The organism is Ruegeria sp. N10, from assembly GCF_056531545.1.
Genome location: NZ_JBQFLY010000001.1, coordinates 84706 through 108127 on the forward strand (window position 1 = coordinate 84706; position 23422 = coordinate 108127).

General features: G+C 56.6%; 29 protein-coding genes. 15 read left to right on the forward strand and 14 right to left on the reverse strand.

What is annotated here, in order from left to right:
- Positions 1-49 precede the first annotated feature (49 nt).
- A complete protein-coding gene (locus ACR0JI_RS00405; protein WP_480492910.1) occupies positions 50-928 on the reverse strand; it encodes an alpha/beta fold hydrolase in 879 nt (292 codons plus the stop codon).
- 121 nt (positions 929-1049) lie between these two features.
- Between ACR0JI_RS00405 and ppk2 the strand changes: the two genes are divergently transcribed.
- On the forward strand, positions 1050-1973 hold the full coding sequence (gene ppk2 / locus ACR0JI_RS00410; RefSeq protein WP_480473473.1) for a polyphosphate kinase 2: 924 nt from the start codon (positions 1050-1052) through the stop codon (positions 1971-1973).
- Between the two features lie 107 nt (positions 1974-2080).
- Positions 2081-3451 (forward strand): MATE family efflux transporter, encoded by a 1371-nt coding sequence (locus ACR0JI_RS00415; RefSeq protein ID WP_480476787.1) that lies wholly within the window; start codon positions 2081-2083, stop codon positions 3449-3451.
- Here the strand turns inward: ACR0JI_RS00415 and ACR0JI_RS00420 are convergent.
- Complete coding sequence (locus ACR0JI_RS00420; protein ID WP_480473472.1) at positions 3448-3849, reverse strand: hypothetical protein; 402 nt, start codon at positions 3847-3849, stop codon at positions 3448-3450. The genes ACR0JI_RS00415 and ACR0JI_RS00420 overlap by 4 nt on opposite strands.
- Before the next feature lie 2 nt (positions 3850-3851).
- The gene (locus ACR0JI_RS00425) at positions 3852-5054 is read right to left on the reverse strand and encodes a pyridoxal phosphate-dependent aminotransferase (RefSeq protein ID WP_480473471.1); all 1203 of its coding nucleotides are present in this window, start codon (positions 5052-5054) and stop codon (positions 3852-3854) included.
- Between the two features lie 92 nt (positions 5055-5146).
- Between ACR0JI_RS00425 and ACR0JI_RS00430 the strand changes: the two genes are divergently transcribed.
- From ACR0JI_RS00430 to ACR0JI_RS00440, 3 genes are all read left to right on the forward strand, one after another.
- Positions 5147-5539: a helix-turn-helix domain-containing protein gene (locus ACR0JI_RS00430; RefSeq protein WP_480473470.1), complete on the forward strand. Its 393-nt coding sequence runs from the start codon at positions 5147-5149 to the stop codon at positions 5537-5539.
- Positions 5540-5568: 29 nt separating this feature from the next.
- On the forward strand, positions 5569-5793 hold the full coding sequence (locus tag ACR0JI_RS00435) for a succinate dehydrogenase assembly factor 2 (protein WP_480476785.1): 225 nt from the start codon (positions 5569-5571) through the stop codon (positions 5791-5793).
- Between the two features lie 78 nt (positions 5794-5871).
- Positions 5872-6369 (forward strand): MarR family winged helix-turn-helix transcriptional regulator, encoded by a 498-nt coding sequence (locus tag ACR0JI_RS00440; protein WP_480473469.1) that lies wholly within the window; start codon positions 5872-5874, stop codon positions 6367-6369.
- Here ACR0JI_RS00440 and ACR0JI_RS00445 read toward each other — a convergent pair whose 3' ends face one another.
- Genes ACR0JI_RS00445 through ACR0JI_RS00455 form a run of 3 tightly spaced genes read right to left on the reverse strand, consistent with a single transcriptional unit; the run spans position 6370 to position 8206 of the window.
- Entirely contained in the window at positions 6370-7083 is a 714-nt protein-coding gene (locus ACR0JI_RS00445) for a DUF1194 domain-containing protein (RefSeq protein ID WP_480492912.1), read from the reverse strand.
- A complete protein-coding gene (locus ACR0JI_RS00450; RefSeq protein ID WP_480492914.1) occupies positions 7080-7781 on the reverse strand; it encodes a DUF1194 domain-containing protein in 702 nt (233 codons plus the stop codon). Before ACR0JI_RS00450 ends, ACR0JI_RS00445 begins: the two co-directional genes overlap by 4 nt.
- A complete protein-coding gene (locus tag ACR0JI_RS00455) occupies positions 7778-8206 on the reverse strand; it encodes a VOC family protein (protein ID WP_480473466.1) in 429 nt (142 codons plus the stop codon). Before ACR0JI_RS00455 ends, ACR0JI_RS00450 begins: the two co-directional genes overlap by 4 nt.
- Before the next feature lie 176 nt (positions 8207-8382).
- Between ACR0JI_RS00455 and thyX the strand changes: the two genes are divergently transcribed.
- Both thyX and ACR0JI_RS00465 read left to right on the forward strand, forming a co-directional pair.
- Positions 8383-9291: an FAD-dependent thymidylate synthase gene (gene thyX, locus ACR0JI_RS00460; RefSeq protein ID WP_480473465.1), complete on the forward strand. Its 909-nt coding sequence runs from the start codon at positions 8383-8385 to the stop codon at positions 9289-9291.
- A 149-nt stretch (positions 9292-9440) separates the two neighbouring features.
- Positions 9441-9653, forward strand: coding sequence for a hypothetical protein (locus tag ACR0JI_RS00465; RefSeq protein WP_480625024.1), 213 nt, complete (start codon positions 9441-9443; stop codon positions 9651-9653).
- Positions 9654-9737: 84 nt separating this feature from the next.
- Here the strand turns inward: ACR0JI_RS00465 and ACR0JI_RS00470 are convergent, their stop codons facing one another.
- Positions 9738-9944, reverse strand: coding sequence for a cold-shock protein (locus ACR0JI_RS00470; RefSeq protein ID WP_008758035.1), 207 nt, complete (start codon positions 9942-9944; stop codon positions 9738-9740).
- 215 nt (positions 9945-10159) lie between these two features.
- Here ACR0JI_RS00470 and ACR0JI_RS00475 point away from each other — a divergent pair, with 215 nt between their 5' ends.
- Positions 10160-10477 (forward strand): ArsC/Spx/MgsR family protein, encoded by a 318-nt coding sequence (locus ACR0JI_RS00475; protein ID WP_480473464.1) that lies wholly within the window; start codon positions 10160-10162, stop codon positions 10475-10477.
- A 41-nt stretch (positions 10478-10518) separates the two neighbouring features.
- Positions 10519-10887, forward strand: coding sequence for a hypothetical protein (locus ACR0JI_RS00480; protein WP_480473463.1), 369 nt, complete (start codon positions 10519-10521; stop codon positions 10885-10887).
- Between the two features lies 1 nt (position 10888).
- On the opposite strand, the gene ACR0JI_RS00485 is transcribed toward ACR0JI_RS00480, so the two are convergent.
- The 5 genes from ACR0JI_RS00485 to thrS all read right to left on the reverse strand — a co-directional run bounded on the left by ACR0JI_RS00485 (position 10889) and on the right by thrS (position 15574).
- Entirely contained in the window at positions 10889-11407 is a 519-nt protein-coding gene (locus tag ACR0JI_RS00485) for a DoxX family protein (RefSeq protein WP_480473462.1), read from the reverse strand.
- Positions 11404-12165, reverse strand: a complete 762-nt coding sequence (locus ACR0JI_RS00490) for an HvfC/BufC family peptide modification chaperone (RefSeq protein ID WP_480473461.1) — start codon at positions 12163-12165, stop codon at positions 11404-11406. The genes ACR0JI_RS00485 and ACR0JI_RS00490 overlap by 4 nt, the downstream gene beginning before the upstream one ends.
- The gene (gene bufB / locus ACR0JI_RS00495) at positions 12162-13019 is read right to left on the reverse strand and encodes an MNIO family bufferin maturase (protein ID WP_480492916.1); all 858 of its coding nucleotides are present in this window, start codon (positions 13017-13019) and stop codon (positions 12162-12164) included. The genes ACR0JI_RS00490 and bufB overlap by 4 nt, the downstream gene beginning before the upstream one ends.
- Before the next feature lie 72 nt (positions 13020-13091).
- On the reverse strand, positions 13092-13394 hold the full coding sequence (locus ACR0JI_RS00500) for a BufA1 family periplasmic bufferin-type metallophore (RefSeq protein WP_267365389.1): 303 nt from the start codon (positions 13392-13394) through the stop codon (positions 13092-13094).
- Between the two features lie 221 nt (positions 13395-13615).
- Positions 13616-15574 (reverse strand): threonine--tRNA ligase, encoded by a 1959-nt coding sequence (thrS, locus tag ACR0JI_RS00505; RefSeq protein ID WP_480492917.1) that lies wholly within the window; start codon positions 15572-15574, stop codon positions 13616-13618.
- A gap of 194 nt (positions 15575-15768) precedes the next feature.
- Here thrS and ACR0JI_RS00510 point away from each other — a divergent pair, with 194 nt between their 5' ends.
- The 4 genes from ACR0JI_RS00510 (at position 15769) to ACR0JI_RS00525 (ending at position 18965) form a co-directional block, all read left to right on the forward strand.
- Complete coding sequence (locus ACR0JI_RS00510; protein WP_480473458.1) at positions 15769-16518, forward strand: alpha/beta fold hydrolase; 750 nt, start codon at positions 15769-15771, stop codon at positions 16516-16518.
- A complete protein-coding gene (locus tag ACR0JI_RS00515) occupies positions 16518-17510 on the forward strand; it encodes an alpha/beta hydrolase (protein ID WP_480492919.1) in 993 nt (330 codons plus the stop codon). The genes ACR0JI_RS00510 and ACR0JI_RS00515 overlap by 1 nt, the downstream gene beginning before the upstream one ends.
- A gap of 41 nt (positions 17511-17551) precedes the next feature.
- Positions 17552-18166: a hypothetical protein gene (locus tag ACR0JI_RS00520; protein WP_480493155.1), complete on the forward strand. Its 615-nt coding sequence runs from the start codon at positions 17552-17554 to the stop codon at positions 18164-18166.
- 82 nt (positions 18167-18248) lie between these two features.
- Positions 18249-18965: an alpha/beta fold hydrolase gene (locus ACR0JI_RS00525; protein ID WP_480492921.1), complete on the forward strand. Its 717-nt coding sequence runs from the start codon at positions 18249-18251 to the stop codon at positions 18963-18965.
- On the opposite strand, the gene ACR0JI_RS00530 is transcribed toward ACR0JI_RS00525, so the two are convergent.
- A complete protein-coding gene (locus ACR0JI_RS00530; RefSeq protein ID WP_480492922.1) occupies positions 18956-19543 on the reverse strand; it encodes a DUF6151 family protein in 588 nt (195 codons plus the stop codon). The genes ACR0JI_RS00525 and ACR0JI_RS00530 overlap by 10 nt on opposite strands.
- Before the next feature lie 5 nt (positions 19544-19548).
- The gene (gene phaZ, locus ACR0JI_RS00535) at positions 19549-20820 is read right to left on the reverse strand and encodes a polyhydroxyalkanoate depolymerase (RefSeq protein ID WP_480492923.1); all 1272 of its coding nucleotides are present in this window, start codon (positions 20818-20820) and stop codon (positions 19549-19551) included.
- A gap of 111 nt (positions 20821-20931) precedes the next feature.
- Between phaZ and ACR0JI_RS00540 the strand changes: the two genes are divergently transcribed.
- Together ACR0JI_RS00540 and ACR0JI_RS00545 are read left to right on the forward strand one after the other, a co-directional pair.
- A complete protein-coding gene (locus tag ACR0JI_RS00540; protein WP_480492924.1) occupies positions 20932-22734 on the forward strand; it encodes a PHA/PHB synthase family protein in 1803 nt (600 codons plus the stop codon).
- A gap of 131 nt (positions 22735-22865) precedes the next feature.
- Positions 22866-23312 (forward strand): phasin family protein, encoded by a 447-nt coding sequence (locus tag ACR0JI_RS00545; RefSeq protein ID WP_209503426.1) that lies wholly within the window; start codon positions 22866-22868, stop codon positions 23310-23312.
- Positions 23313-23422: the final 110 nt, after the last annotated feature.

Sequence of the window (23422 nt, forward strand, 5' to 3'; positions counted from 1 at the left end):
GCTGCGACAAAGGCTGCTTGGCTTGCCGTTGCGCGCGGGCGGGGCCTGATTACGTCAGGCCAGTCCATTCCAGAATGGCCTGCGCCACGGACCTCGGGTTTTGATGATGCAACCAATGATCGGTCCCAGGGATCGTGACACGGGTGAGGTAGGTGGCAAACGCCTCCAGCCCCTCAGTGGATTCGGGTAAAAGGGCTTTGTCGTCCGGCCCCCAAAGCAACAGGTGCGGACACCTGACATGCAACCGGTCGAGCGGCAGGTCAGGCAGACCTGTTGCGGGGACACCGGGTTTGGCGACAACGAGCGGAGAAGCTCTGTACCAATTCAGCATCGCCTGCAGCCGACCAAGTCGAGCCCATTCAGTGCGGTAGTCGGCCATGCGAGCTTCGGTCAACCAGTCCAGTCCCATACCATGGCGAAAGAACTGTTCCAGCATCGCAAAGTTGTTTTCGGACAGTTTTTGTGCGGCATCAGGTGCCCGCAGCAGATTGATATATTGCGAGGCTGTGGATTGTGCGCCACCCAAGGCCATGGCGCGTTGAAACGGCACCGGATGTACGCCGTTTGCAATGATTAGCCGATCTACGAGTTCCGGGCGGAACATGGCGACGCCGTAACCTACCGATGCGCCCCAGTCGTGACCCAGCAGCGCAACAGGCGCACCGCAGGATTCTATCAGCGCCGCTATGTCCGTGACCAGTTGCGACAGGGTATAGTTCTGCACCCCTTTGGGACACCAGCTTTGGCCATAACCGCGTTGGTCCGGAGCAATACAATAAAAGCGTTCGGCCAGATGAGGCGCAAGATCGGCCCAGGCGCCGCTGTATTCGGGGAAACCATGCAGCATCACTAACGGTGGCGCGGCTTTGTCGCCCCATGTCCTGACGTGGAAAGAATGGCCGTTCAGCTTGAAAAAAGACGTTTGCATTGGAACAAGTGATCCGCGCTGGAAACTATGGGTTTTTGAGGCATCTATTTGATACCAATCAAAGCGCATTTCCGAGCTTTCTGCTAGCCACCGTTCGGGACAGTAGAAAAGGACAGGATGTATGGACGCCATTGCCACGACCAACGCAGAACCCACCCAGATCAAGACCACGCTCGCCAAAGACACCGACCCCTCAGCGCCCAGCCCCGAGAAAATCCGGCAGGCATTTGAAAGTGGGAAATACCCCTATGGCCGCAAAATGGCCCGGTCGGTGTATGAGACGCAAAAAGCCAATCTGCAGGCCGAGCTTTTGAAGGTTCAACTGTGGGCGCAGGAAACGGGGCAGCGGTTTGTGTTGTTGTTCGAAGGGCGCGATGCCGCAGGCAAAGGGGGTACGATCAAGCGGTTCATGGAGCACCTGAACCCGCGTCAGGCCCGTGTCGTTGCATTGAACAAACCCACCTGGGAAGAGAAAGGCCAGTGGTACTACCAGCGCTACATTCAGGAGATGCCGACCGTAGGCGAAATGGTGTTCTATGACCGGTCCTGGTACAACCGTGCGGGTGTGGAACGGGTCATGGGGTTCTGCACGCCCAACGAATATCTTGAGTTCATGCGGCAAACGCCCGAGTTGGAACGGATGCTGGTGCGCTCGGGCATTCAGCTATACAAATACTGGTTCTCGGTTACACAGCAAGAGCAGCAGCGCCGTTTCAAAAGCCGCGAAACCGACCCCCTGAAGCAATGGAAACTGTCACCGATCGACAAGGCGAGCCTCAGCAAGTGGGATGACTATACCGAGGCGAAAGAGGCCATGTTCTTTTACACGGATACGGCTGATGCACCCTGGACGATTATCAAGTCGAATGACAAGAAACGCGCGCGCCTGAACTGTATGCGTCACTTCCTGTCCTCGCTGGATTACCCTGGCAAGGATCACGATATCGTGTGCGAGCCTGATCCGCTGATCGTAGGGCAGGCGCATCACGTTATTCACCGATCCGAGCATATTCTGGGCACCGCGTTGCATCCCGACGCCCGCTGAGCATCAAAATGCCCGGCCACAGGGAAAGGACGGGCACCAAAGTCTCAATCTGAAATTTTGCCGATCCGCTCTTGTCCCGCGCCAAAGCCGCGCATATGGCTGGAGCGATGACAAAGGTGATGACATACCCGGCCCATTTTCGGGCTATTGCCGTTCTTGGCCTGCCACTGGTTGGCGGTCATCTGGCGCAATACGCGATCGGTTTGACCGACACCATCATGCTGGGTTGGTACGGGGTCGAGGCGCTGGCGGCCGTTACCTTGGCCAACAGTTATTACTTCGTGTTGTTTTTGTTTGGCGCGGGATTTGGCTGGGCAGTCATGCCCATGGTGGCCACAGCAGCGGCGGAAGGGGACGAAACCAGCATTCGCCGCTCGACCCGGATGGGTCTGTGGTTGTCGTTGCTGTATGCCGTGGTTGTCATGCCCTTGCTGTGGTGGTCCTATCCGATCCTGATCGCCATGAAGCAGGAACCGCAAGTCGCTGCAACCGCAGCCGAATACCTGAGAGTCGCCGGTTGGGGATTGTTTCCGGCCCTCATTGTGATGGTGTTGAAAAGCTATCTGGCTGCATTGGAGCGAACGCAGATCGTTTTGTGGATCACAATTGCGGCGGCGGCTGTGAACGGGCTGACCAATTATGCGTTGATTTTCGGCAACTGGGGCGCCCCCGAACTGGGCGTGACAGGGGCGGCAATCGCCTCGATCACGACACAAGTTGTTTCGCTGATCGCGGTCGTTATCTACGTGGTCCGGACGTTGCCGGAGCACAGCCTCTTCCAACGGTTCTGGCGACCGGATTGGGAAATGTTTGCCAGCGTATGGAAGCTGGGTGTGCCCATCGGCTTGACCACATTGGCCGAAGTTTCACTGTTCGCGACTTCTGCGGTGATGATGGGTTGGCTGGGTCAGGTCCCGCTGGCTGCGCATGGGATCGCCTTGAACCTGGCTTCGGCCACCTTCATGGTTCACCTGGGCTTATCAAATGCAGCGACCATCCGGGCTGGCAATGCGCTGGGTCGTCGGGACAGGGCGCATTTGGAAAAGGGCGCAATCTCCGTGACTGGTATGTCGCTGGTCATGTCGGTGGCAACCATCATCCTGTTCCTGACTTGTGCCGAGCCTTTGATTTCCCTGTTCATGGAAGCAGATGATCCGCAGCGGGGACAAATCCTGACCATCGGTACCGGTTTGCTTGCCATGGCGGCTTTGTTCCAGCTGGTCGACGGCGCGCAGGTGATTGCGCTGGGCCTGCTGCGCGGGTTGCAGGATGCCAAGATCCCAATGGTCATGGCGGCGCTCAGCTATTGGGTCGTGGGAATTCCGGCGTCGTATTATTTCGGCTTTGTTCGTCATATGGACGGCATCGGCGTCTGGCTGGGGCTGGTGCTTGGTCTCGCCTTCGCGGCCGTGCTTCTCATGACCCGGTTTTGGATGTATTCGGTACAGCAGATACAGATATCAGCCGAGCCCGCTTAGTCTTTGTCCAGACGATCTGCCTTTTTCCGGACCAATACCGTACGCAGGTCGTGCATGGCCATCAATAACCTGTCGGTCACATCCTCCAGCTGCGTGTCGCTGGCCTTGGACTGAGCCCATTGCGTGGTCAGATTCAGATAGTCGACCGCGCGATGAATGTCGTCGATGTCGCGCTGGGCCAGCAGGGCCCGGCGCTCTTCCATCCATTGGGCAATCTCGGCCTGATCCCGGTCTGACAGCGTCCGCTGCCCGTGCGGCTTGACCTCGCCATTGCGGATATTGATGACGGCAATCTGATCCATTTCGATCCGACGCTGACGGTTTTCAGTATCGATCCGAAACACCGCAGCACCGTTTTCACGTATGCGAAAGTAATACTCAGGCAGTTCGGCGGACATGGTCACCTCAGAGAAGCACAAAAACGCTGGATGCGGCTGCAAGCTTCGGTCAGTGCCGCGTCGGACGTAGCATAGCTGACGCGGAAATTCGGCGACAGGCCAAAGGCGGCACCAAACACAACGGCCACGTCGGCTTCTTCCAGCAGGGCGGTTGCAAAGGCTTCATCGTCTACAAGGACCGTCCCTGCCGGCGTCGTTTTCCCGATCAATCCGGCGATAGACGGATAGACATAGAAGGCCCCTTCAGGCGTTGGGCAGGTGACGCCGTCGATCTCGTTCAGCATCCGAACCACCAGATCGCGTCGGCGCCTGAATGTCTCGTTATTCGGGGCCAGAAAATCCTGGGTTCCGTTCAGGGCCTCAACAGCAGCCCATTGGCTGACCGAACAGGGGTTCGACGTTGATTGCGACTGGATCTTGCGCATGGCCGCGATGATCTCGACCGGGCCGGCGGCATAACCGATGCGCCAACCTGTCATGGCATAGGCTTTTGAAACCCCGTTGCAGGTGAGGGTCCGGTCAAATAGACCGGGTTCAACTTCGGCCGGGGTGCAGAACTCGAACCCGTCATAGGCCAGATGTTCGTACATGTCGTCCGACATGATCCAGACATGCGGATGACGCATCAGTACATCGGTCAGCGCCTTCAGTTCATCCCGACTATACCCTGCACCCGTCGGGTTCGAGGGCGAGTTAAAGATGAACCACTTTGTTTTGGGCGTGATGGCGGCTTCCAGTTGTTCTGCGGTCAGTTTGAAGCTGTTTTCCAGCGTCGTTTCGACCACAACAGGGGTGCCCCCCGCCAAAAGCACCATATCGGGATAACTGACCCAGTACGGCGCAGGGATGATTACCTCGTCACCGTCATTCATCGTCGCCATCAGGGCATTGTACAGCGTTTGCTTGCCACCGGTCCCGACCGAGATCTGGGCCGGCGAATAGTCCAGCCCATGATCGCGTTTCATCTTGGCACATGCCGCTTGTTTCAGTTCGGGGATGCCGTCCGGCGCGGTGTATTTGGTTTTGCCTGCTGCGATGGCCGCAACAGCGGCGTCTTTGATGTTCTGTGGCGTGTCAAAATCCGGCTCACCGGCGCTCAGGCCGATGACATCACGCCCGGCGGCCTTCAGCTCGGCTGCCTTGGCTGTCATAGCGATGGTGGGTGAAGGTTTGACGCGTGACAGTGTCGCAGACAGAAAACTCATGCTCGGCCTCGGTTTGTATGTTCAGCCCGACTGTCATAGGGTGCGTCAGAGTGACGATCAAGCCGTATAGATAAAGTGAATTGGAGACCCGAATGAATGATGAAAACGACTGGTATGGTCCGGATTCTGCGACATTCGGAGACCGTCTGGCCGGTGCACGCGAAGCCGCGGGAATGACACAGGCGCAACTGGCACGGCGTCTTGGGGTCAAGAAGGCGACAATTTCAGATTGGGAAAACGATCTGTCCGAACCCCGGGCCAACAGGCTGTCGATGATGGCGGGCATGGTCAATGTCTCGATCATGTGGTTGTTGACCGGCGAGGGCGACGGCATGGATGCACCTGTGGGTGAGGGCGAAGGTGGAACGGAACTGTCCTCGGCCGTGGCCGAACTGCGCGCCATCCGCGCTGAGATGCGCGCATGTTCCGAACGCGCGGCACGTCTGGAAAAGAAAATGCGTCAGATGCTGGAGCAGAAGAATTGAGCGAACCCCGGGATGTGCGCATCAAGCGCATGCAAATGCGGTCGATGCGACGCGGCATCAAAGAGATGGACATTATCCTGTCAGCCTATGCTGGGCGCAATCTGGCCGACATGGATGCCGACGGTCTGGATATCTATGATGCGCTGTTGCACGAAAACGATCAGGACCTTTATCAATGGGTTACGGGGCAGGTGCAGCCTCCGGCGCGATTTGCCAGCCTGGTTGCAGACATAGCGCAAACCTTTCAGAAATAAGGCAAAGTTCCGCTTAACCGATTTTTCGGATTTTCGGTTCATCGTGTGTCAAACAGCGCGACGGAATCGGAGGGTCGGATGAGTATGGAAATGCAGGTCTCCACACCAGAGACTAAGGGCTTCATAACCAGCTATCTTGAGGCACTGGTCCTGGTGGAGCGTCTGCACCGGTTGTTGCTGGATGTCATCAAGGACGAGTTTGAGCGCGTCGGCGTATTGGAAATCAATGCGGTTCAGGCGTTATTGCTGTTCAATATCGGTGATCACGAAGTTACGGCAGGCGAACTGAAAAGCCGTGGATACTATCAGGGCAGCAATGTCAGCTATAACCTCAAGAAACTGGTTGAGATGGGCTATATGCACCACCAAAGATGCGAGATTGATCGCCGTTCAGTTCGCGTACGCCTGACGCCGCAGGGCAGAGAAATCCGCAATATCGTGTCCAAGCTGTTTGCACGTCACGCCGAAGGCCTGCAAGGCAGGGGGGTGCTTGGGCTTGACGGTATTGAGGATATCACCAGTTCGCTGCGTCGCGTTGAACGGTACTGGACGGATCAGATACGGTATATCTATTGATCAGTGGCGGGCGTCAGACAGAACAAGGCTGTCCAGCTCACGAAGAAGTTTGCGGGTCATGGCCTCTTCATATGCCTCAAAGCCCAGCGCCACTTCTACGAATGCGTTTGGCCCCAAAATGACCCAGGCTGAATAATAGGCTGATAGTTCACCGACCTGAACATATCTCCGATCACCTTCTTTCGGATCGTCGGCACCGATCACCAGCCCGTTAATTGTGATCCCGTCATGTCGTAAACTAGCTTTCACATCACGTGGATGCGGTCCGAGGTTATGTTTGCCATCACCGGACAGATCCAGCGTACGGCGCCAGCATCCCCTTTGCTGATCAAGCAGGGAAGAGCCAAATAACATGGCCGACCCTAACGCCGTTCCTTGCGGCGCTGCGCTGCGCGAGGTTCGGATTAAACGATCACTGATTGCGATCAGGTCGGCGGGGGACCGTACTTCTGTCCACTTCAGCAGCATCCGTTCATGTCCCCGCTCGCTCCATTCGAAAATCGCCAGACGCAAGGAGGTTGCGCCGTCCGACAACATCAGTTGGCCAACTTCGGGGCGGCTCAGGGCCGCCGCCAGCCCGTCCAGTTGCAGCCTGTATTCCCGGCTGTCGACCGAACCCGACACATCCAGACCTAGCGCAAGGGCCTGGCGGCATTCGCCAAAGGCAGGTCCTGATAACAGGCAAGCCAGAAAGACAATCACGCGACGTATCATGGGCCTTCAATCCGCAAAACACCGATCTGCAAGCCGCTCAGTTCCCGCTTCAGTTTCTTTCGCATGGCGCGCTCGAAATCTTCAAACCCGGTGGCAATTTCCAAAAAGGCGCCGGGCCCGTGCAGGACGTTATTTTCGAAGAAAGGGATCAGGAACAGCTCTCCCTCGAAATCGGCTGCGTTGATCACAAGCCCATTCACGACAGTGTTTTGAAAGGGAAAGTGCCGATAGGCGATCTGCGGCCCATAGCCATCGTTGTTCGTGCCGTCGCCGGACAGGTCAATGGTTTGAAACAAGCATTGCGGCGCTTGCTCCATAAGGGTTGCACCGTATGCCAACGCATAGCCCATAGCTGTTGCTGATCCGCTGTCAGATCGGACGGATTGGCTGACCTGGCTGGATGCGAACAGCAGATCACCAACATCATCGATCATTGTCCAGTTCAGGACGACATTTTGGGTTGAGCGGCCACTCCACTCATATACCGCCAGGGCAACCGGCATCGGTGAAGAAAAGAAGGCCTCTTGCACTTCGGGCGCAATCAATGCGGCGGCTAACCCCTGCCGTTGTAACACATCTTCGGCCTCATCGACTGAAACGGAAATATCCATCGCCAAGGCCAGCGCCAAGCGGCATTGCTCGGCCTTGACAGGGCTGGCCTGAACGACCAGCCCAATTGCTATCAGCCAACGGATCACCAGTGACCACTGCTCTCCATGCTGGTCCAGGGTTCGGCTGGTTCCAGTGCTTCGCCATTCTGCAAAAGCTCAACCGAGATATTGTCGGGCGATCGAACAAAAGCCATGCGACCATCCCTTGGCGGGCGATTGATCGTAACACCGTTGTTCTGAAGATGTTGGCAAACCTCGTAGATATTGTCGACACCGTAGGCCAGATGGCCGAAGTGACGGCTGTCGGCGGGCAACTCGTCATCACCGTCCCAATTGTACGTCAGCTCGATCGGGGCGTCTTCCTGTCCCGGAGGAGCCATGAAGATCAGAGAAAATCGCCCGGCTTCACTGTCATACCGACGTGTTTCTTTCAGACCCAGAAGCTCGTAAAATGCCATGGATTTTTCCAGATCCTTCACGCGGACCATAGTGTGAAGATATTTCAACGCCATTTCGGCCATCCTTTTTCGACTCACATTGCCAAGAGCTTAGCGCTCCTCCTCGACGTGTCGATAGAGCCCTCAGCAGCAATTTGTTTATTGCGTCCGCTGCGGCATATATCGCGGTTCCTGTGCCGGGATCGGCGATATATAGTGGCAGGCGACTCATTGCCAGAAAGGAAGATTCGATGCCGCTGTCCCCTGATCAACAGGCCGAGATCGACGCGCAACGCGCGCAATCGCATCCCACGCGTCGAGTTGTCTCGGCGGGAATGGAAGACCACCTATACACAGCGCATCAGGTTTTGGATCATGGCTTTGTCCGCGTGATCGACTATATGGGTGACGATGCCGCCATCTGTCAGGCTGCGCGCGTTTCATACGGCACAGGCACCAAATCCGTTCAGAATGACGAGGGGCTGATCAGGTATCTGATGCGGCACTGGCATTCGACGCCATTCGAAATGTGCGAAGTCAAATTGCATGTGAAATTGCCGGTGTTTGTGGCGCGGCAGTGGATCCGGCACCGGACCGCCAATGTGAATGAATACTCGGCACGGTATTCAATTCTGGATCGCGAGTTCTATATCCCTGCCCCTGAACATGTGGCAGCACAGTCCGAAGTGAACAATCAGGGCCGTGGGGCAACGTTGGAAGGTGAAGAGGCCGCGCGCGTATTGGAAACCCTCAAGGCGGACAGCACGCGGTGCTATGACAACTACGAGTCCATGATCAGCCAGGACGGGCAACAGGGGCTTGCCCGTGAACTGGCCCGCATGAACCTACCCGCAAACGTTTATACGCAGTGGTATTGGAAGGTGGACCTGCATAATCTGTTCCACTTCCTGCGCCTGCGTGCCGACCCACATGCTCAGTATGAAATCCGCGTTTATGCCGAGGCGATGTGCAAGATCGTCGCTGATTGGGTGCCGTTTGCGTATAAGGCGTTCGAGGATTATCGGCTGGGTGCGGTAAACCTGTCTGCCCAGATGGTCGAAAGCCTGCAACGAATGCTGGCAGGAGAGGCGGTCACGCAGGAAAACTCGGGGATGACGGCGCGCGAATGGCGTGAGTTCGAGGCGATCATTCGCAGATAGAACCGACAAGCTGCATAGCTTTTGTCTATACGTGTCGTCATGGAATTGTTACATTGGTTCCATGGCCCGCTTTTTGAACCTTGCTCTGTTATGTCTGGTTTTTGGTTTTGCCCTACCTGTGCGAGCCAAATCCCCATAGCTGAGGTTCTGTGCGAACTGACGCCCCGGCTGCACCAGAAACTGGAAAGTCAGTTCGGCGCGTGGCATCGGGTGTTCGCGGGCCGGAACAGGTTATGGAAGTCTGGGCAAGTCAGCGCGGGGACTGGACAATGGTTGTCACCTACGCGACAGGCACATCTTGCATCGTGGCTACGGGCGAAAACTGGAATAACCACGCCGACGCCAAGCCCGCGCGAGGGTAATGGAACGAAACCGGTGGGGGATGGATAACGGCCGGAAATTGGCCGTCATCCTTAATGATCTACCGCGTGTTTAGCGGGAAGTCGTTACAGTGGTTTCAAATCAGCTGCCATTTGGCGGCCGTCGCGTCCGTCCTGCAACTCGTACGAAACTTTTTGGTTGTCTGCGAGTCCGGTGAGGCCGGACCGTTCTACGGCCGAGATATGTACAAACACATCTTTGCCCCCTTCGTCAGGGGCAATAAATCCATAGCCTTTGGTGGTATTGAACCATTTCACGGTGCCGGTTGGCATGTCCCGTGTCTCCTTCTACTTACGCATTGTCCCACAAATTGGTGGGGGCTGTGGTCAGCGTCACCACACAAAAAAACTGCGTAGCGTATGCTGAACAGTCCAATTCGTGCGTTTCGCCTTTTTCAACATTGCACGGTGAAGTAAAAAATCAAGAATAACCGCAAGAAACGGGCAAGATTGCCTAAAAAGGAAGCAAGGGCAGGAGCGTCAAAGACATGCAGCTTTATGGATTGAAAAACTGTGACACCTGTCGCAAGGCATTGAAATCACTTCCAGACGCCAAGTTTTTTGACGTACGCAGCGACGGTGTGCCGGATTCGGTGCTGTCACGGGCCTTTGCTGAGTTCGGCAATGACTTGCTTAATACCAGATCGACGACATGGCGCGGATTGGACGAAACCCAGCGTGCCAAGGCCCCTTTGGAGCTTTTGAGAGAGCATCCGGCCCTGATGAAACGCCCACTGATCGAAGCGGATGGCAGGCTGTTGTTGGGCTGGACGGCTGAAACCCGTGCTCAGCTTGGCATTTCTTGAACGAGTGCCTATCTGCCTGAAAGCAACAATGAGGATTTTCAATGCGTAATGCCGCAATGTTATTGGGTGTAATCGCCGGGTTGATCGGCATGATCGTCGGGTTCTTCGGCTATGCGAAGGTGGTCGTGGTTGACCATGTCGGTGAAATTGAAGGCATGCTAAGCCAGGTCGACAATCCTGATCTGGTGCAAGCCATTTCGATTATCGCGCCCCTCTTGGCAATCGCGGGCGGGGCCATGGCGCCAGCGCGCGCGTTGATTGCCGGGGTCTTGTTGCTGGTGTCGGCGGCCGCGATGTACTACGCGTTCGGCTTTGGTGTTTTCACCATGTTCCCGATCACATTTGCTGCTGTCGCCGGAGTACTTGGGCTGGCCGCAGGAAAACCGGACCAGCCCAAGGCGCATTTCTAAGTTACTTAAGGCGCAGGATCCGGTCGAGTGAGATCGGGCCTGCGCCGTTGACGACGATCACCAGCATCAGGAAGGTCCACATCGTGCGCTGATCCATCAGGGACGGGGCCGCGTCGAACAGGCTGCCCAGTTTCACGCCATGTCCGGTGACGTCGACAAGGGTCTGCACCCAGATAAAACCGATCATGCCCAAAGCCGCCAGACGCGAGAACAGTCCAACCAGAAGAAGCGTCGGAAGCACAAATTCTGCAACCGTTCCCATGAAGATGACGATGCGTTGGAAGAACGTCATTTGGGACACGTCATACAGAACAGCTTCTGCCGCTTTGGGGAAAATCTGACCAAAGGCACCTGCCGAAGGCGAAAAGATCGATCCGTCGATCTTCAGCATGGCCGAGTTCCAGTAATAGACCAGAAGAACCGCAACAAAGACCAGCCGTGCCAGCGTAGGGGTCAACCAGCCAGACGCAAAGTCCAGTTTTCCCATGGTGTTATTGTAGGTTGAGATCAGAGCAGTCATGTCTTGGGCCTTTCGATAGTCACAGAGGTTATTGCACCACCCTTCAGAAGCAGTGCCAGAGTGGTTCCAAGATCAAATTCAGGCAGTTCAGCAGTCGTTTTTTCAAATGCCCCGCCGATTGTGTCGCCGTTCTGCATATAGGCGATCCAGTCTGCACCACCCGCTGGAAGCGGATTGGGTGTCGGGTCGAACTCGGCGCGCGTGATCAACACATCCTCGGCCCGTGCATCTGGTTTCGGGGCATCGGCTTCCATGTTGAAGCGCCAGATAGCGTGAATGGGCCAGTCCGAGCGGATCACCTGCATGGCCGGTGCAAACTGCAACCGGGCCTGCATGACCTGCTCGGGCTCGACCGCTAAAACGTCTGCCGGCGCAGGTTCGCTGTCGGCGGCGTGGTAGGACTTGCGCAAGGCAATCTCTAACCGGGCCACGTCGGGCAGGTATCCGAGATGGGCAAGTTGGGGCATTCCGGCCAGAAAATCAGGAAACGCCTCGCCATAAAACATCATCAGAGGAGAGGAGGGCGGGTGTTGACGCAGGAAAATCCCGGCCAGCCCATCCATGTTCTGCGCCCCTAGCAATTTGGCAATCACGGGAAACGCCTGATGCATCGCCTCGGTCAGCGACACCGCAACATTGTTGCGGTACACGCTGAACCGGCGACCGGCGGGGCGCGCGCCACCGTCCAGCAATCCGCCGGGAACGGGCGCTGACGCATCCATCATGGCCGCGCGGAATTCAGATTGCGAAACACTCATACCGGTATCCGGTCCAGTGCGGATTGCGCGCGAACGGCCTCATCTCGCAGAACGGGCCAATCCGGCACATCAGTGTCCCATTCGATCAGAATGGGTTTTGGCCCCGAACGCTCCAGCACATAATCCAGCAGGGTCCACACCGGGTCGACCACTTCTCGTCCGTGACTGTCGATCAGCAGCGGATGACCGTGATCGTCTTCATCCTCATCATGGCCGCCAAGGTGGATTTCCGACACTTTTTCAAGCGGATAGGCGTCAATATAACTTTGCGGCGAGAATTCCAGATTGGTGGCCGAGACAAAGACATTGTTTACGTCCAGCAACAAGCCGCAACCGGTGCGCCTGGCAATCTCCCTCAGGAAATCAGGTTCGGACCAGGTGCTTTCCTCGAAGGCCAGATAGCTGGACGGGTTTTCCAGCAGCATCTGGCGCCCGACCGTGTGCTGGACCTGGTCGATATGTTCACAAACCCGCGCAAGAGTTTCGTCGGTATAGGGAAGGGGCAGCAGGTCGTTGTAAAAATGGCTGTCATGGGTGGACCAGGCCAAATGTTCGGAAAAGCTTGCAGGGTTCAGCCAGCCTACCAGGTGTTTTAGCCGGGCCAGATGATCAGGGTCCAGCGCGCCTTCACCGCCAATGGAAAGGCCAACGCCATGGACCGAGATTGGGAACTTTTCGGAGAGGTGGCGCAGCTGCGCCAAGGGCCGCCCGCCGTCGCCCATATAGTTCTCGGCATGGATTTCCAGCCATGCAACAGGCTGTGCGTGTTCAAGTATCTGAGCAAAATGTTGCGGTTTGTAACCTACGCCCGGCGCTGCAGGCAGGCGGTTTGACCGGTGGGTGTCATCCAACATGGGCCAGTTCCTCGATCACGAAAGGGAAAGGGCGGGCGATGGAGCCCGCCCCTTGAAATCGTCAGGCCAATCTTATGCCGGCAGGTCGCGTTCCAGCGCTTCCAGCGAACCTTTGCGCGGTGTGCCGTTTGCTTCTGCTGGCAGTTCGATGTCGGCGCAAGTGCCTGCGTCAACCAGGGTCCATGCGTTGCCCTGATAATCAACGGTCGAGGTGCCCGCGCATGTGGTTCCGGGACCTGCGGCGCAGTCGTTCTGGCCGGCCAGCGATACACCGTAGCACTTTTCTTTTGCCTGTGCGCTTGCTGTGGTTGCGGCACCAGACACGGCGGCTGCGACTGCGGTTGCGATAACCAGGGATTTAGCTGTTTTCGACATCTCGGTAATCCTCTTGATGACTGGGTATGTCTGCTTGTGACAATGACAAAGGTAGTGGCTTGATGGGCAGAGTTGAATTCACGAGCCCGTGTCTCACAAGCGCGTCATGGGGCGGCCTGCCCCCTTGCAGCGTAATTCACTGTTTTTGATGAAGAAAGGGTGAAATGTTACAATCCGACCCCATAGGAGGGGTCGGATTTTTTTGGATATGGTGCTGTTTGTTACAGCAGATCTGGCGGGGTGGCGGCGCGTGCCAGCTCTTTTGTTACAACATCAAGCGGTTGTACCTGAGTCTGTTTTTCACCCAGTCGCCGCACGCTTACGGTGCGCTCGTCAACTTCGCGGTGACCGACGGCCAGAATTACAGGTACTTTGCCGACCGAATGCTCACGGACCTTGTAGTTGATCTTTTCATTACGGATGTCGGCCTCGGCTCGCACACCCGCAGCACGCAGGGTTTCGACCACTTCGGTGACATAGTCGTCCGCGTCGGACGTGATGGACGCGACGACAACCTGACGCGGGGCCAGCCAGAACGGCAATTTGCCTGCGTGTTCCTCGATCAAGATACCGATGAAGCGTTCGAACGAACCAAGTGTTGCGCGGTGCAGCATGACCGGGCGGTGCTTGGCCCCGTCGGCGCCGATATAGGTGGCATCCAGCCGTTCGGGCAGAACGAAATCGACCTGGAAGGTGCCGCATTGCCAGTCACGCCCGATGGCGTCCGTCAGCACGAATTCCAGTTTCGGACCATAGAATGCACCTTCGCCCGGGTTCAGTTCCGGTTCGATCCCGGCGGCACGGGTGGCGGACAAAAGCGCCGCTTCGGCCTTGTCCCAGACATCGTCCGATCCGGCGCGGGTTTCGGGACGGTCTGAGAACTTCACCGAAAAATCCTCGAATCCCAGATCCTTGTAGATCACACTGAGGAAACGGATGAATTCGGCGGTCTCCGCCTCGATCTGTTCTTCGGTTGAAAAGATGTGGGCGTCGTCCTGCGTGAACCCACGCACCCGCATGATGCCATGCAACGCGCCAGAGGGTTCGTACCGGTTGCACGACCCGAACTCGGCCATGCGCAGCGGCAGGTCGCGATAGGATTTCAGGCCTTGCTTGAAAATCTCGACATGGCAGGGGCAGTTCATCGGTTTGAGCGCGTTGACGGCCTTTTCACGGGCATGTTCCTCGTCCACTTCGACGATGAACATGTTCTCCTGATACTTGTCCCAGTGGCCTGAACGTTCCCACAGTTTGCGGTCAACGACTTGCGGCGTGTTTACCTCAACATACCCACCCTTGCGCTGCTGACGGCGCATGTAATCCTGCAACTGGGTGTAGATGGACCAGCCATTGGGGTGCCAGAAGATCTGACCGGGGGCTTCTTCCTGCATGTGAAACAGGTCCATCTCGCGGCCCAGTTTGCGGTGGTCGCGCTTTGCGGCCTCTTCCAGCATATGCAGGTGGTCTTTCAGCTTTTCCTTGCCGGTGAAGGCCACGCCGTAGATGCGTTGCAGCATCGCGCGGTTGCTGTCGCCGCGCCAATAGGCACCGGCGATGGACATCAGCTTGAACGCATCACCGGGAACCTGACCGGTATGTTGCAGATGCGGACCGCGGCACAAATCCTGCCAGTGGCCGTGCCAGTACATGCGCAACGGCTCATCCCCGGGAATGGCTTCGATCAGCTCGACCTTGTAGGGCTCGTTATTGGCCTTGTAGAACTCGATGGCCCGTTCGCGGTCCCAAACCTCGGTGGTGACAGGGTCGCGCTTGTTGATGATCTCTTTCATCTTTTTCTCGATGAGACCAAGATCTTCGGGCGTGAACGGTTCTTCCCGGTCGAAGTCATAATACCAGCCGTTTTCGATAACGGGGCCGATGGTGACCTTGGTCGCAGGCCAAATTTCCTGCACGGCGCGGGCCATGATGTGGGCCAGATCGTGGCGGATCAGTTCGTTGGCCTGCGCGTCATCCTTCATGGTGTGGATGGCAATCTGTGCATCGGCTTCGATCGGCCATTGCAGGTCCCAGTGTTTGCCATCAACGGTGGCCGAGATGGCCTTTTTGGCCAGCGAACTTGAAATATCGGCAGCCACCTGCGCGGGCGTAACCCCTGCGTCATAGGAACGTGCATTGCCATCTGGGAAAGTGAGAGAGACGGATTTTGAATCCAGGGCCATGTTGGCTCTCCTCGTCGGTTTGGCGCCCACTGAACGCCCGGTTGCGGGTTATTTGCGTCTGGCTGATGTGGCAGGTGCAGCAATTCCTGTCAAGGGTCGCAGGGTACGGTCACTGACGCCACGACACCCCGAATTCGGGAATTGCGACCAACGGGCTGCCGTGCATGATGTTCCCCAAAGCGTAAGAGGGTTTTATGGCGGCGACGGATTTTCTGGAAACAGCACAAGGGCGAAAACTGGCCTATCACAAGACCGAAGGGGCAGGGCCGACCCTGGTTTTTCTGGGTGGGCTCATGTCGGATATGGAAGGCACCAAGGCAGTCCATCTGGAAGTTTGGGCGCAAGCGCGGGGGCGGGCCTTTTTGCGGTTTGATTATTCCGGTCACGGCGAAAGCTCTGGCGCGTTCACGGATGGCTGCATTGGGGATTGGCATGAGGACACTGTCGCTGCGGTCGATGCCTTGACCAAAGGGCCGCTGATCGTTGTCGGCTCGTCCATGGGGGGGTGGCAGGCGCTTTTGCTGGCCAAGGCCCTGCCGGACCGGATCGCAGGTATGGTCACGATCGCCGCCGCGCCGGATTTCACGGAAGATGGCTATTGGGCTTCATTCACCGATGACCAGAAAGCCGACCTGGAAACGGTCGGGCATGTCGAGTTGCCGTCCGATTACATGGAACCTTACATCGTCACCAAAAGGATGATCGAAGATGGGCGGCAGCGCCTTGTACTGCGCGACACGTTGAACCTGCCGTTCAAGGTTCGTTTCCTACAGGGAACAGCGGATACGGCCGTTTCGACTGAAACGGCCGTTCGGTTGCTGGACCACGCAACAGGGCCGGACATGCAGCTTCTTTTGGTCAAGGATGCCGATCACAGGTTCTCGGATGATGCATGTCTTGGCTTGATCGAGGCGGCGGTTCTGGATGTGTTGGGAGACGCGTGATGCGGCGTTTGGGATGGCTTCTGGGGCGCTTGTTCCTTGCGTTGATTGCCGTCGGCGGCCTTATCTACTGGTTTGGCCCGCGCGAAGAGGTGAACCTGAGCCCAAGCTTTGATCCGCGCAAGTTCGGTGAGGGCGTACAGGTTTATTTCGAAAGCACCGAAGCCGCGTTTGATGATATCGTTCCGGGTGTCGAAAAACGAGTGATCTGGCAGGATGGCTTTAACGAACGGCGCACCCCGTATTCCGTTCTTTACATCCATGGCTTTTCAGCAAGTTCCGAGGAAATCCGGCCAGTGCCGGACCTTGTGGCAGACGCGCTGGGGGCCAATCTGGTTTACACACGCCTGCAAGGTCATGGGCGAACCGGATCAGCCATGGCGGAAGGCACTGCCTCGGGCTGGATGCAGGACACCGCCGAGGGATTGGCGGCCGCGCGTGCTGTTGGGGACAAGGTGATCGTAATCTCAACTTCGACCGGTGCGACGCTTGCAGCCGCCGCCGCTTTGGATGCCAGCCTCAGCGAAGATGTTGTCGGCATGGTCTTTGTCTCTCCGAATTTCGGGGTCAACACGGCCGCGGCATGGATTCCCACTTTGCCATGGGCGAGGGATTGGTTACCGGTCCTGATGGGGGACGAACGCGATGTATCGGGGCCAGACCCGGAAAAGAACAAATATTGGTCTACGGTCTATCCGTGGGAATCGGTCGTGCCGATGTCCGTTCTGGTCGAAAAAGTCTATGCGCTGGATTTCTCGAACGCCCTGGTGCCCGTGCTGTTCTGGTTCTCGGACAACGATCAGGTGGTGCGCCCTGACCGCACACACGAGGTCGCCGAAGCGTGGGGTGCGCCAGCATCCGTCAAACTGGTGACAATGGGTCCCGAGGATGATCCGTCATCTCATGTTATTGCCGGTCGCCTGATGTCGCCAGGGCAGACCGACGCGGCTGTGGCCGGTATCCTGGATTGGTTAAAAGGGCTGGGGGTGGAATGATGGCGGCCTCGGGTCGCGGTAAGATGCGTAAGCCGGGCAGTATGTGGAGCCTTGAGACCTTAGGGCGCGTTCGTCTGTCCCGGTATTTCTTCATGCGCGATTTCCTCTATTCCGAGATCGGGAACTTTCACCAAAAACAGAACATTCCAGACAATCCGGATCTGGCTATCGAGACAGGACGTGCGTTCTGTGAAACTCTGCTGGACCCGCTGGAAGAGACCTTTGGCAGGATCGCTGTGCGCTCGGGCTATCGCTCACCGTCGCTAAACAGGTTTGGCAATGAAAACAAACTGAACTGTGCCCGAAATGATCACCCGTTGGAATGCCACATCTGGGATCGTGGGGACGGGGATGCGCGGATTGCCGGGGCGTCTATTGTAATCCCCTGGTTCGCGGATCAGTATGCGCAGGGCAGGGATTGGCGGGATCTGGCATGGTGGATGCATGATCACCTGGATTACTCCGAGATCTGGTTTTTTCCGAAACTCTGCGCTTTCAATCTGGTGTGGCGCCCTAAACCGCAGCGCCGGATTGACAGCTACATTGCGCCACGCGGATGCCTGCTGAAACCCGGCGCTGAGCCCGAGGAAAGTGCGACTTCACGACGGTCCCGCTATGCTGACTTTCCGGTTTTTCGGGCAATCGCCTATCCGTGACGTTCCGCCGTTTGAATGTGATAAACTCTCAACCTGACTACAAACCCAAAGGCTCGGAATACCGAGCGCAAGGAGGCCCCGTGTGATCGAGCCGCTGGTACTGCTACCTGGACTGATGTGCGATGCCCGACTGTATCGCCCTCAGATCGAGGTGTTTTCGCAGACGCGACCCGTAACCGTTGCGCCGATTTCCGCAGGTGAGCGTATCGAAGAGATCGCCTCGGGTCTGCTGGACCAGCTTCCACATCGGTTTGCACTGGCTGGATTAAGCATGGGTGGTGTGGTGGCGTTAGAGCTGATCCGCCGGGCACCGGAACGTGTGTCACGCCTGTGCCTGATGGCCACTGATGCACAGGCGGACACGCCTCAAATGGCTGCCAGTCGCGAAGACCTGATCATTGGCGCGCAGGGTGGCCGGTTGGAGGAGGTCATGCGGAAACTTGTGGGGTCCGACACGCTGGCACCGGGCCCGCAGCGCATTCCCATCCTGAACGGCTTATTGGCAATGGCACAGGATTTGGGTGTTGAAACCTTCGTGCGTCAAATGCGTGCTCTGCAACGCCGCCCGGATCAACAAGCCGCATTGCGTCGCATCAAGGTGCCCACGTTGGTTCTGTGCGGTGCGCATGACACTCTGACACCGGTCAAACGGCATTCTTTCATGGCAGAACTCATTCCCGGAGCGGAACTGCTGGTTATTGAAAAGGCTGGTCACTTGCCGACCCTCGAAACGCCCGACCTCGTCAATGAGGCGCTGCAAACCTGGTTGGACGCCCAGCAACGGTTTGATTACTGGTAAAGCGTCGCGCGTTCGGTCTTTGAAATGACAGTTGGCGTCACCACGGGTTTACCAGTATTTTGGTCGAAAAACGGTGTGTTCTTCCACCGCCCGGACAGGCGCGATCCGGCGGCCCTGCGCAACAGCCCAAGAATGGCGGGGCCAGGTTTTTCGTGCTTCTGCTTTCCGTCCGGTTGGGGAACAAACCCACGTGTCGTGACGGGTCCCAGCGCCGAAGCTCCACCCGCAACCCGGCCGGCGATAACGCCAGCAAACGGGAATTTCGCGGTTTTGGGCGTCGCCGCCAAAGGTGCGTCACAGCAACTGGCGTACCAACGCAGCATGCCCTTGGGGCTGAGTTGAATCGCCGCAAGATACTGACTTCCTGTGCTGATTTCGATCTCATCCGGTGCGATCTGAAAAATCCCGACAGGTCCGGGTGCCGGGTCCGGCTGCTTGAAGTATAGTTGAGCGGCCCGGCAATCATGGCAGAAACACTCAACATGTGTGCCTTGCCGAACACCGCGGGGTGAAATACGCCCCTGCAACGCGCCGCATTGGCAGGAAAAGGTAAGGCCATTTTGCGCTGGCCCGCTCATGTCGCTTAGGCAACCTTGTTGGAATTGGCCGCGCGACGGTTTGGTTTTCGCGCATTTTCGTTCATGAAATCAATCACAAGGGGACGAATGTTGTCGCGCCAGCTGCGGCCTGCGAAGATACCATAATGACCTGCGCCGGGTTCGACGTGGCTTGCCTTTTTGCTGTCGGGCAGGCCGGTGCACAAATCCAGCGCAGCAATACACTGGCCGGGTGCAGATATGTCATCATTTGCACCTTCGACAGTCTTCACCGCAACATCAGTAATCTTACTGACGTCCACCTTGTGACCCGCGACCACGAACTCGTTTCTCGCAATCTCTCGGTTCTTGAAGACCCGCTCGACCGTCGAAAGATAGAACTCTGCAGTCATGTCCATCACGGCCAGGTATTCGTCGTAGAAGCGGTTATGGGCATCCTGATCCGAGGCTTCGTCCCGCATGACGCGCTGAATCTGGTCGGAAAACGCTTTGGAGTGACGATCTGCATTCATGGACATGAACGAGGCCAATTGCAGCAGGCCCGGATAGACCATGCGCCCTACGCCCTTGTACTTGAAGCCAACGCGCTGAATCATTGTTTCTTCCAACTGGCCCATGGTGACGCGACGGCCAAAGTCTGTCACATCGGTCGGCGTTGCGTCCGGATCGACGGGGCCACCAATCAGTGTCAGAGTGCTTGGCTGCGCTTTGGGTTCGATTTCGGCCAGGTATGCCGTTGCGGCCAATGTCAGAGGCGCAGGTTGGCAAACGGCAACAACATGGGTGTCCGGTCCAAGCTCTTTCATAAAATCGACAAGGTAGAGCGTGTAGTCTTCGACATCGAATTTACCTGCGGACACAGGGATATCGCGCGCATTATGCCAATCTGTGATGTAGACTTCGCAATTGACCAGAAGGCTTTTGACCGTCGAGCGCAGCAACGTTGCATAGTGCCCGGACATCGGGGCAACCAACAGCACTTTGCGGGGTTGTTCTTTCCGGCCATTGACGCGGAAATGTACCAGATCACCAAAAGGGCGTTCCAGAACAGTCGTGATTTCAACCAGATGATCCTTGCCATCTTCGCAGGTGAACGTGCGAATACCCCAATCGGGCTTTGCAACCATCCGCTGGAACGTACGCTCGGTAACCTCGCCCCAGGCGGCCATCCAGTTGAATGCGGGGTTCGGCACCATCGAAAACATCGGATAGGACGCCATCGCGCTGGCGGTTGCACCAAGCCATTGGTTGGTGTTTCGCGCAGTTTCCATCAGGTCGTAGGTCATCATATAGCGCATAAACGGGGCCTCCTGAGTGTCAGCCTGATAGTTCGGACCATTCGTCGCTTTGCCCCCCAGCACCCACGACGTTATTCTGCATAGCAGCGAGGTTAGGGGGGAATTGTTAAAATGACAACTAGTGAAGACCACATGCCAGACGTATCCGAAGAACACATTGAACGCCTTAAAGAAAATATGGATAAGGTCGAGAAGTTATCGAAGCGCCTGATTGAGGTCATGGCTGTAAAACGGCCCCACACTCCCGCGCTGGACGGCCCGAATCAAGAGCTTTTCGCACGAGCAGCAAGTGCCTATTGGGCCGAGGCTTGGCAAAATCCCGCCAAATTACTGGAACAGCAGATAGAATTCTGGGGCAAGTCAGTGCTGAACTTTGCCGAGGCGCAGAAAGCGCTGACTGCGTCTGACGCGGAAGACGAAACACCCAAGCCAGAAGACAAGCGATTTTCGAACCCCCTTTGGGAAACTAACCCCTATTTCCGTCTGATCCGCCAGCAATACCAGACCAATGCGCAAGCGATCGCGCAGGCTGTTGCGTCCGTGGACGATCTGGATGCCAAGGACAAAAAGCGGCTGCAGTATTTCTCGCAACAAATCGTCGACATGATGGCGCCGACAAATTTCCTGGCGACCAACCCGGATGCCTTGCAAAAAGCGGTCGAAACCGAGGGCCAGTCACTGATCAAGGGGTTGGAAAACCTTGTGTCAGATCTTGAGGCCAACAATGGCGAGCTGGTCGTCAAACTGGCAGATGAGAGTGCCTTTGAGGTCGGCGGTAACCTGGCGACGACGCCGGGGGAGGTGGTTTATCGTAACCGGATGATGGAACTGATCCAGTACAAGCCGGCGACCGAAACTGTATATGAGACACCGATTGTCCTGTTCCCGCCCTGGATCAACAAGTTCTATATTCTGGACCTGAAAGCCCAGAACAGCATGATCAAATGGATCACCGAACAGGGATATACCCTGTTTGTAGTGAGCTGGGTCAATCCGGACGAAAGTTATGCCGAAACCGGCATGGAAGACTACATTCAGGACGGTTTCCTGACCGCGATCGAGACGGCCAAGAAGATTTGCAAGGTCAAACAGGTCAACGCGGTGGGGTATTGCATTGCAGGTACCACCCTGAGCCTGACGCTGTCTCTGCTGAAACAGCGAGGAGACAAGTCGGTCAAATCGGCGACCCTGTTCACCGCATTGACGGATTTTTCCGATCAGGGAGAGTTCACGCCTTTCCTACAAAACGATTTTATCGACGGAATCGAAGAAGAAGTGAAAAAGGAAGGTGTTCTGCGGTCGTGGATCATGGCGCGCACAATGTCATTCTTGAGGTCACGTGACCTTATCTATGGCCCGGCCATTCGCAGTTACATGATGGGGGAAGTGCCCCCGGCCTTTGATTTGCTGTACTGGAACGGTGACGGAGCCAACCTGCCTGCGAAAATGGCGGTGGAGTACTTGCGTGGGCTATGCCAGCGCAATGAATTCGCGACCGTTGGCTTTGAGGTACTGGGGCATAAGCTGAAGCTCGGTGACGTTGATGTGCCCCTGATGGCCATCACATGCGAAACCGATCATATCGCGGCGTGGAAAGACTGCTATCGCGGTGTGCAAAAGATGGGCTCGAGATCAAAAACTTTCGTGGTTTCCGAGTCGGGTCATATTGCGGGCATCGTGAACCCGCCCAGCAAGAAAAAGTATGGGCATTACACCAACCCGGATTTGAAACCAGACGCCGCCACCTGGTTAAAGGAAGCCGATTTTCATGAAGGGTCATGGTGGCCCATGTGGGATGCCTGGCTTAAGAAACGTTCAGGCAAGCAGGTACCGGCCCGTGAACCTGGCGATTCGAAGCACCCGAGCCTGGCTGCTGCACCCGGAACGTATGTAGTGGCAAAACCAAACGCCTGATTTCATTCTGAAACTTAATTTTTTCTGCAGCGCAGCAAGAAAAAACTTGCAATGCTGCGTTGCAGCAATCATATTGTCCTCAAGCTGATGAAACCCGGGGTGGGCCCGGACTGGCTAAAAGGATTATGACAATGGCTAAGACCCAAGACTTTACCGCGATCATGAAAGACATGATGGGTGCATTCCCCGTGGACACAACCGCAATGGAAGGCGCATTCAAATCGACCGCTTCGCTGAATGAAAAGCTGTCGGGCGTTGCTCTGGAAGCAGCAGAGAAATCGGCAGAAATCTCGAGCAAATGGACCAAAGACACGCTGGCCAAACTGACCGAGATGTCGAAAGCCAAGGCAGAGCCGGCCGACTACGCAAAAGCAGCAACCGATTTCGCAAGCGCGTCTGCTGAAGTTGCAGCCGAGAACATGGCCGCTTTCGCAGAAATCGCGAAAAAAGTTCAGACCGAAACCGTCGAACTGCTGATGGCTGCTGGTAAAGAAGCTGCGGAAGAAGCATCCGCCGCTGTTAAAAAAGCAACCAACGACGTGACCACAGCCGCTAAAAAAGCTGCTGCTGCGAAGTAAGAAAAGTCAGCGAAACGCACCCGACCCTCCCTATAGGTGCAATCGCGTTGGGCAGGTCCATTGACCTGCCCTTTCTTTTTGTGCTGCACTCGCATAACCTGTGCTGCAAC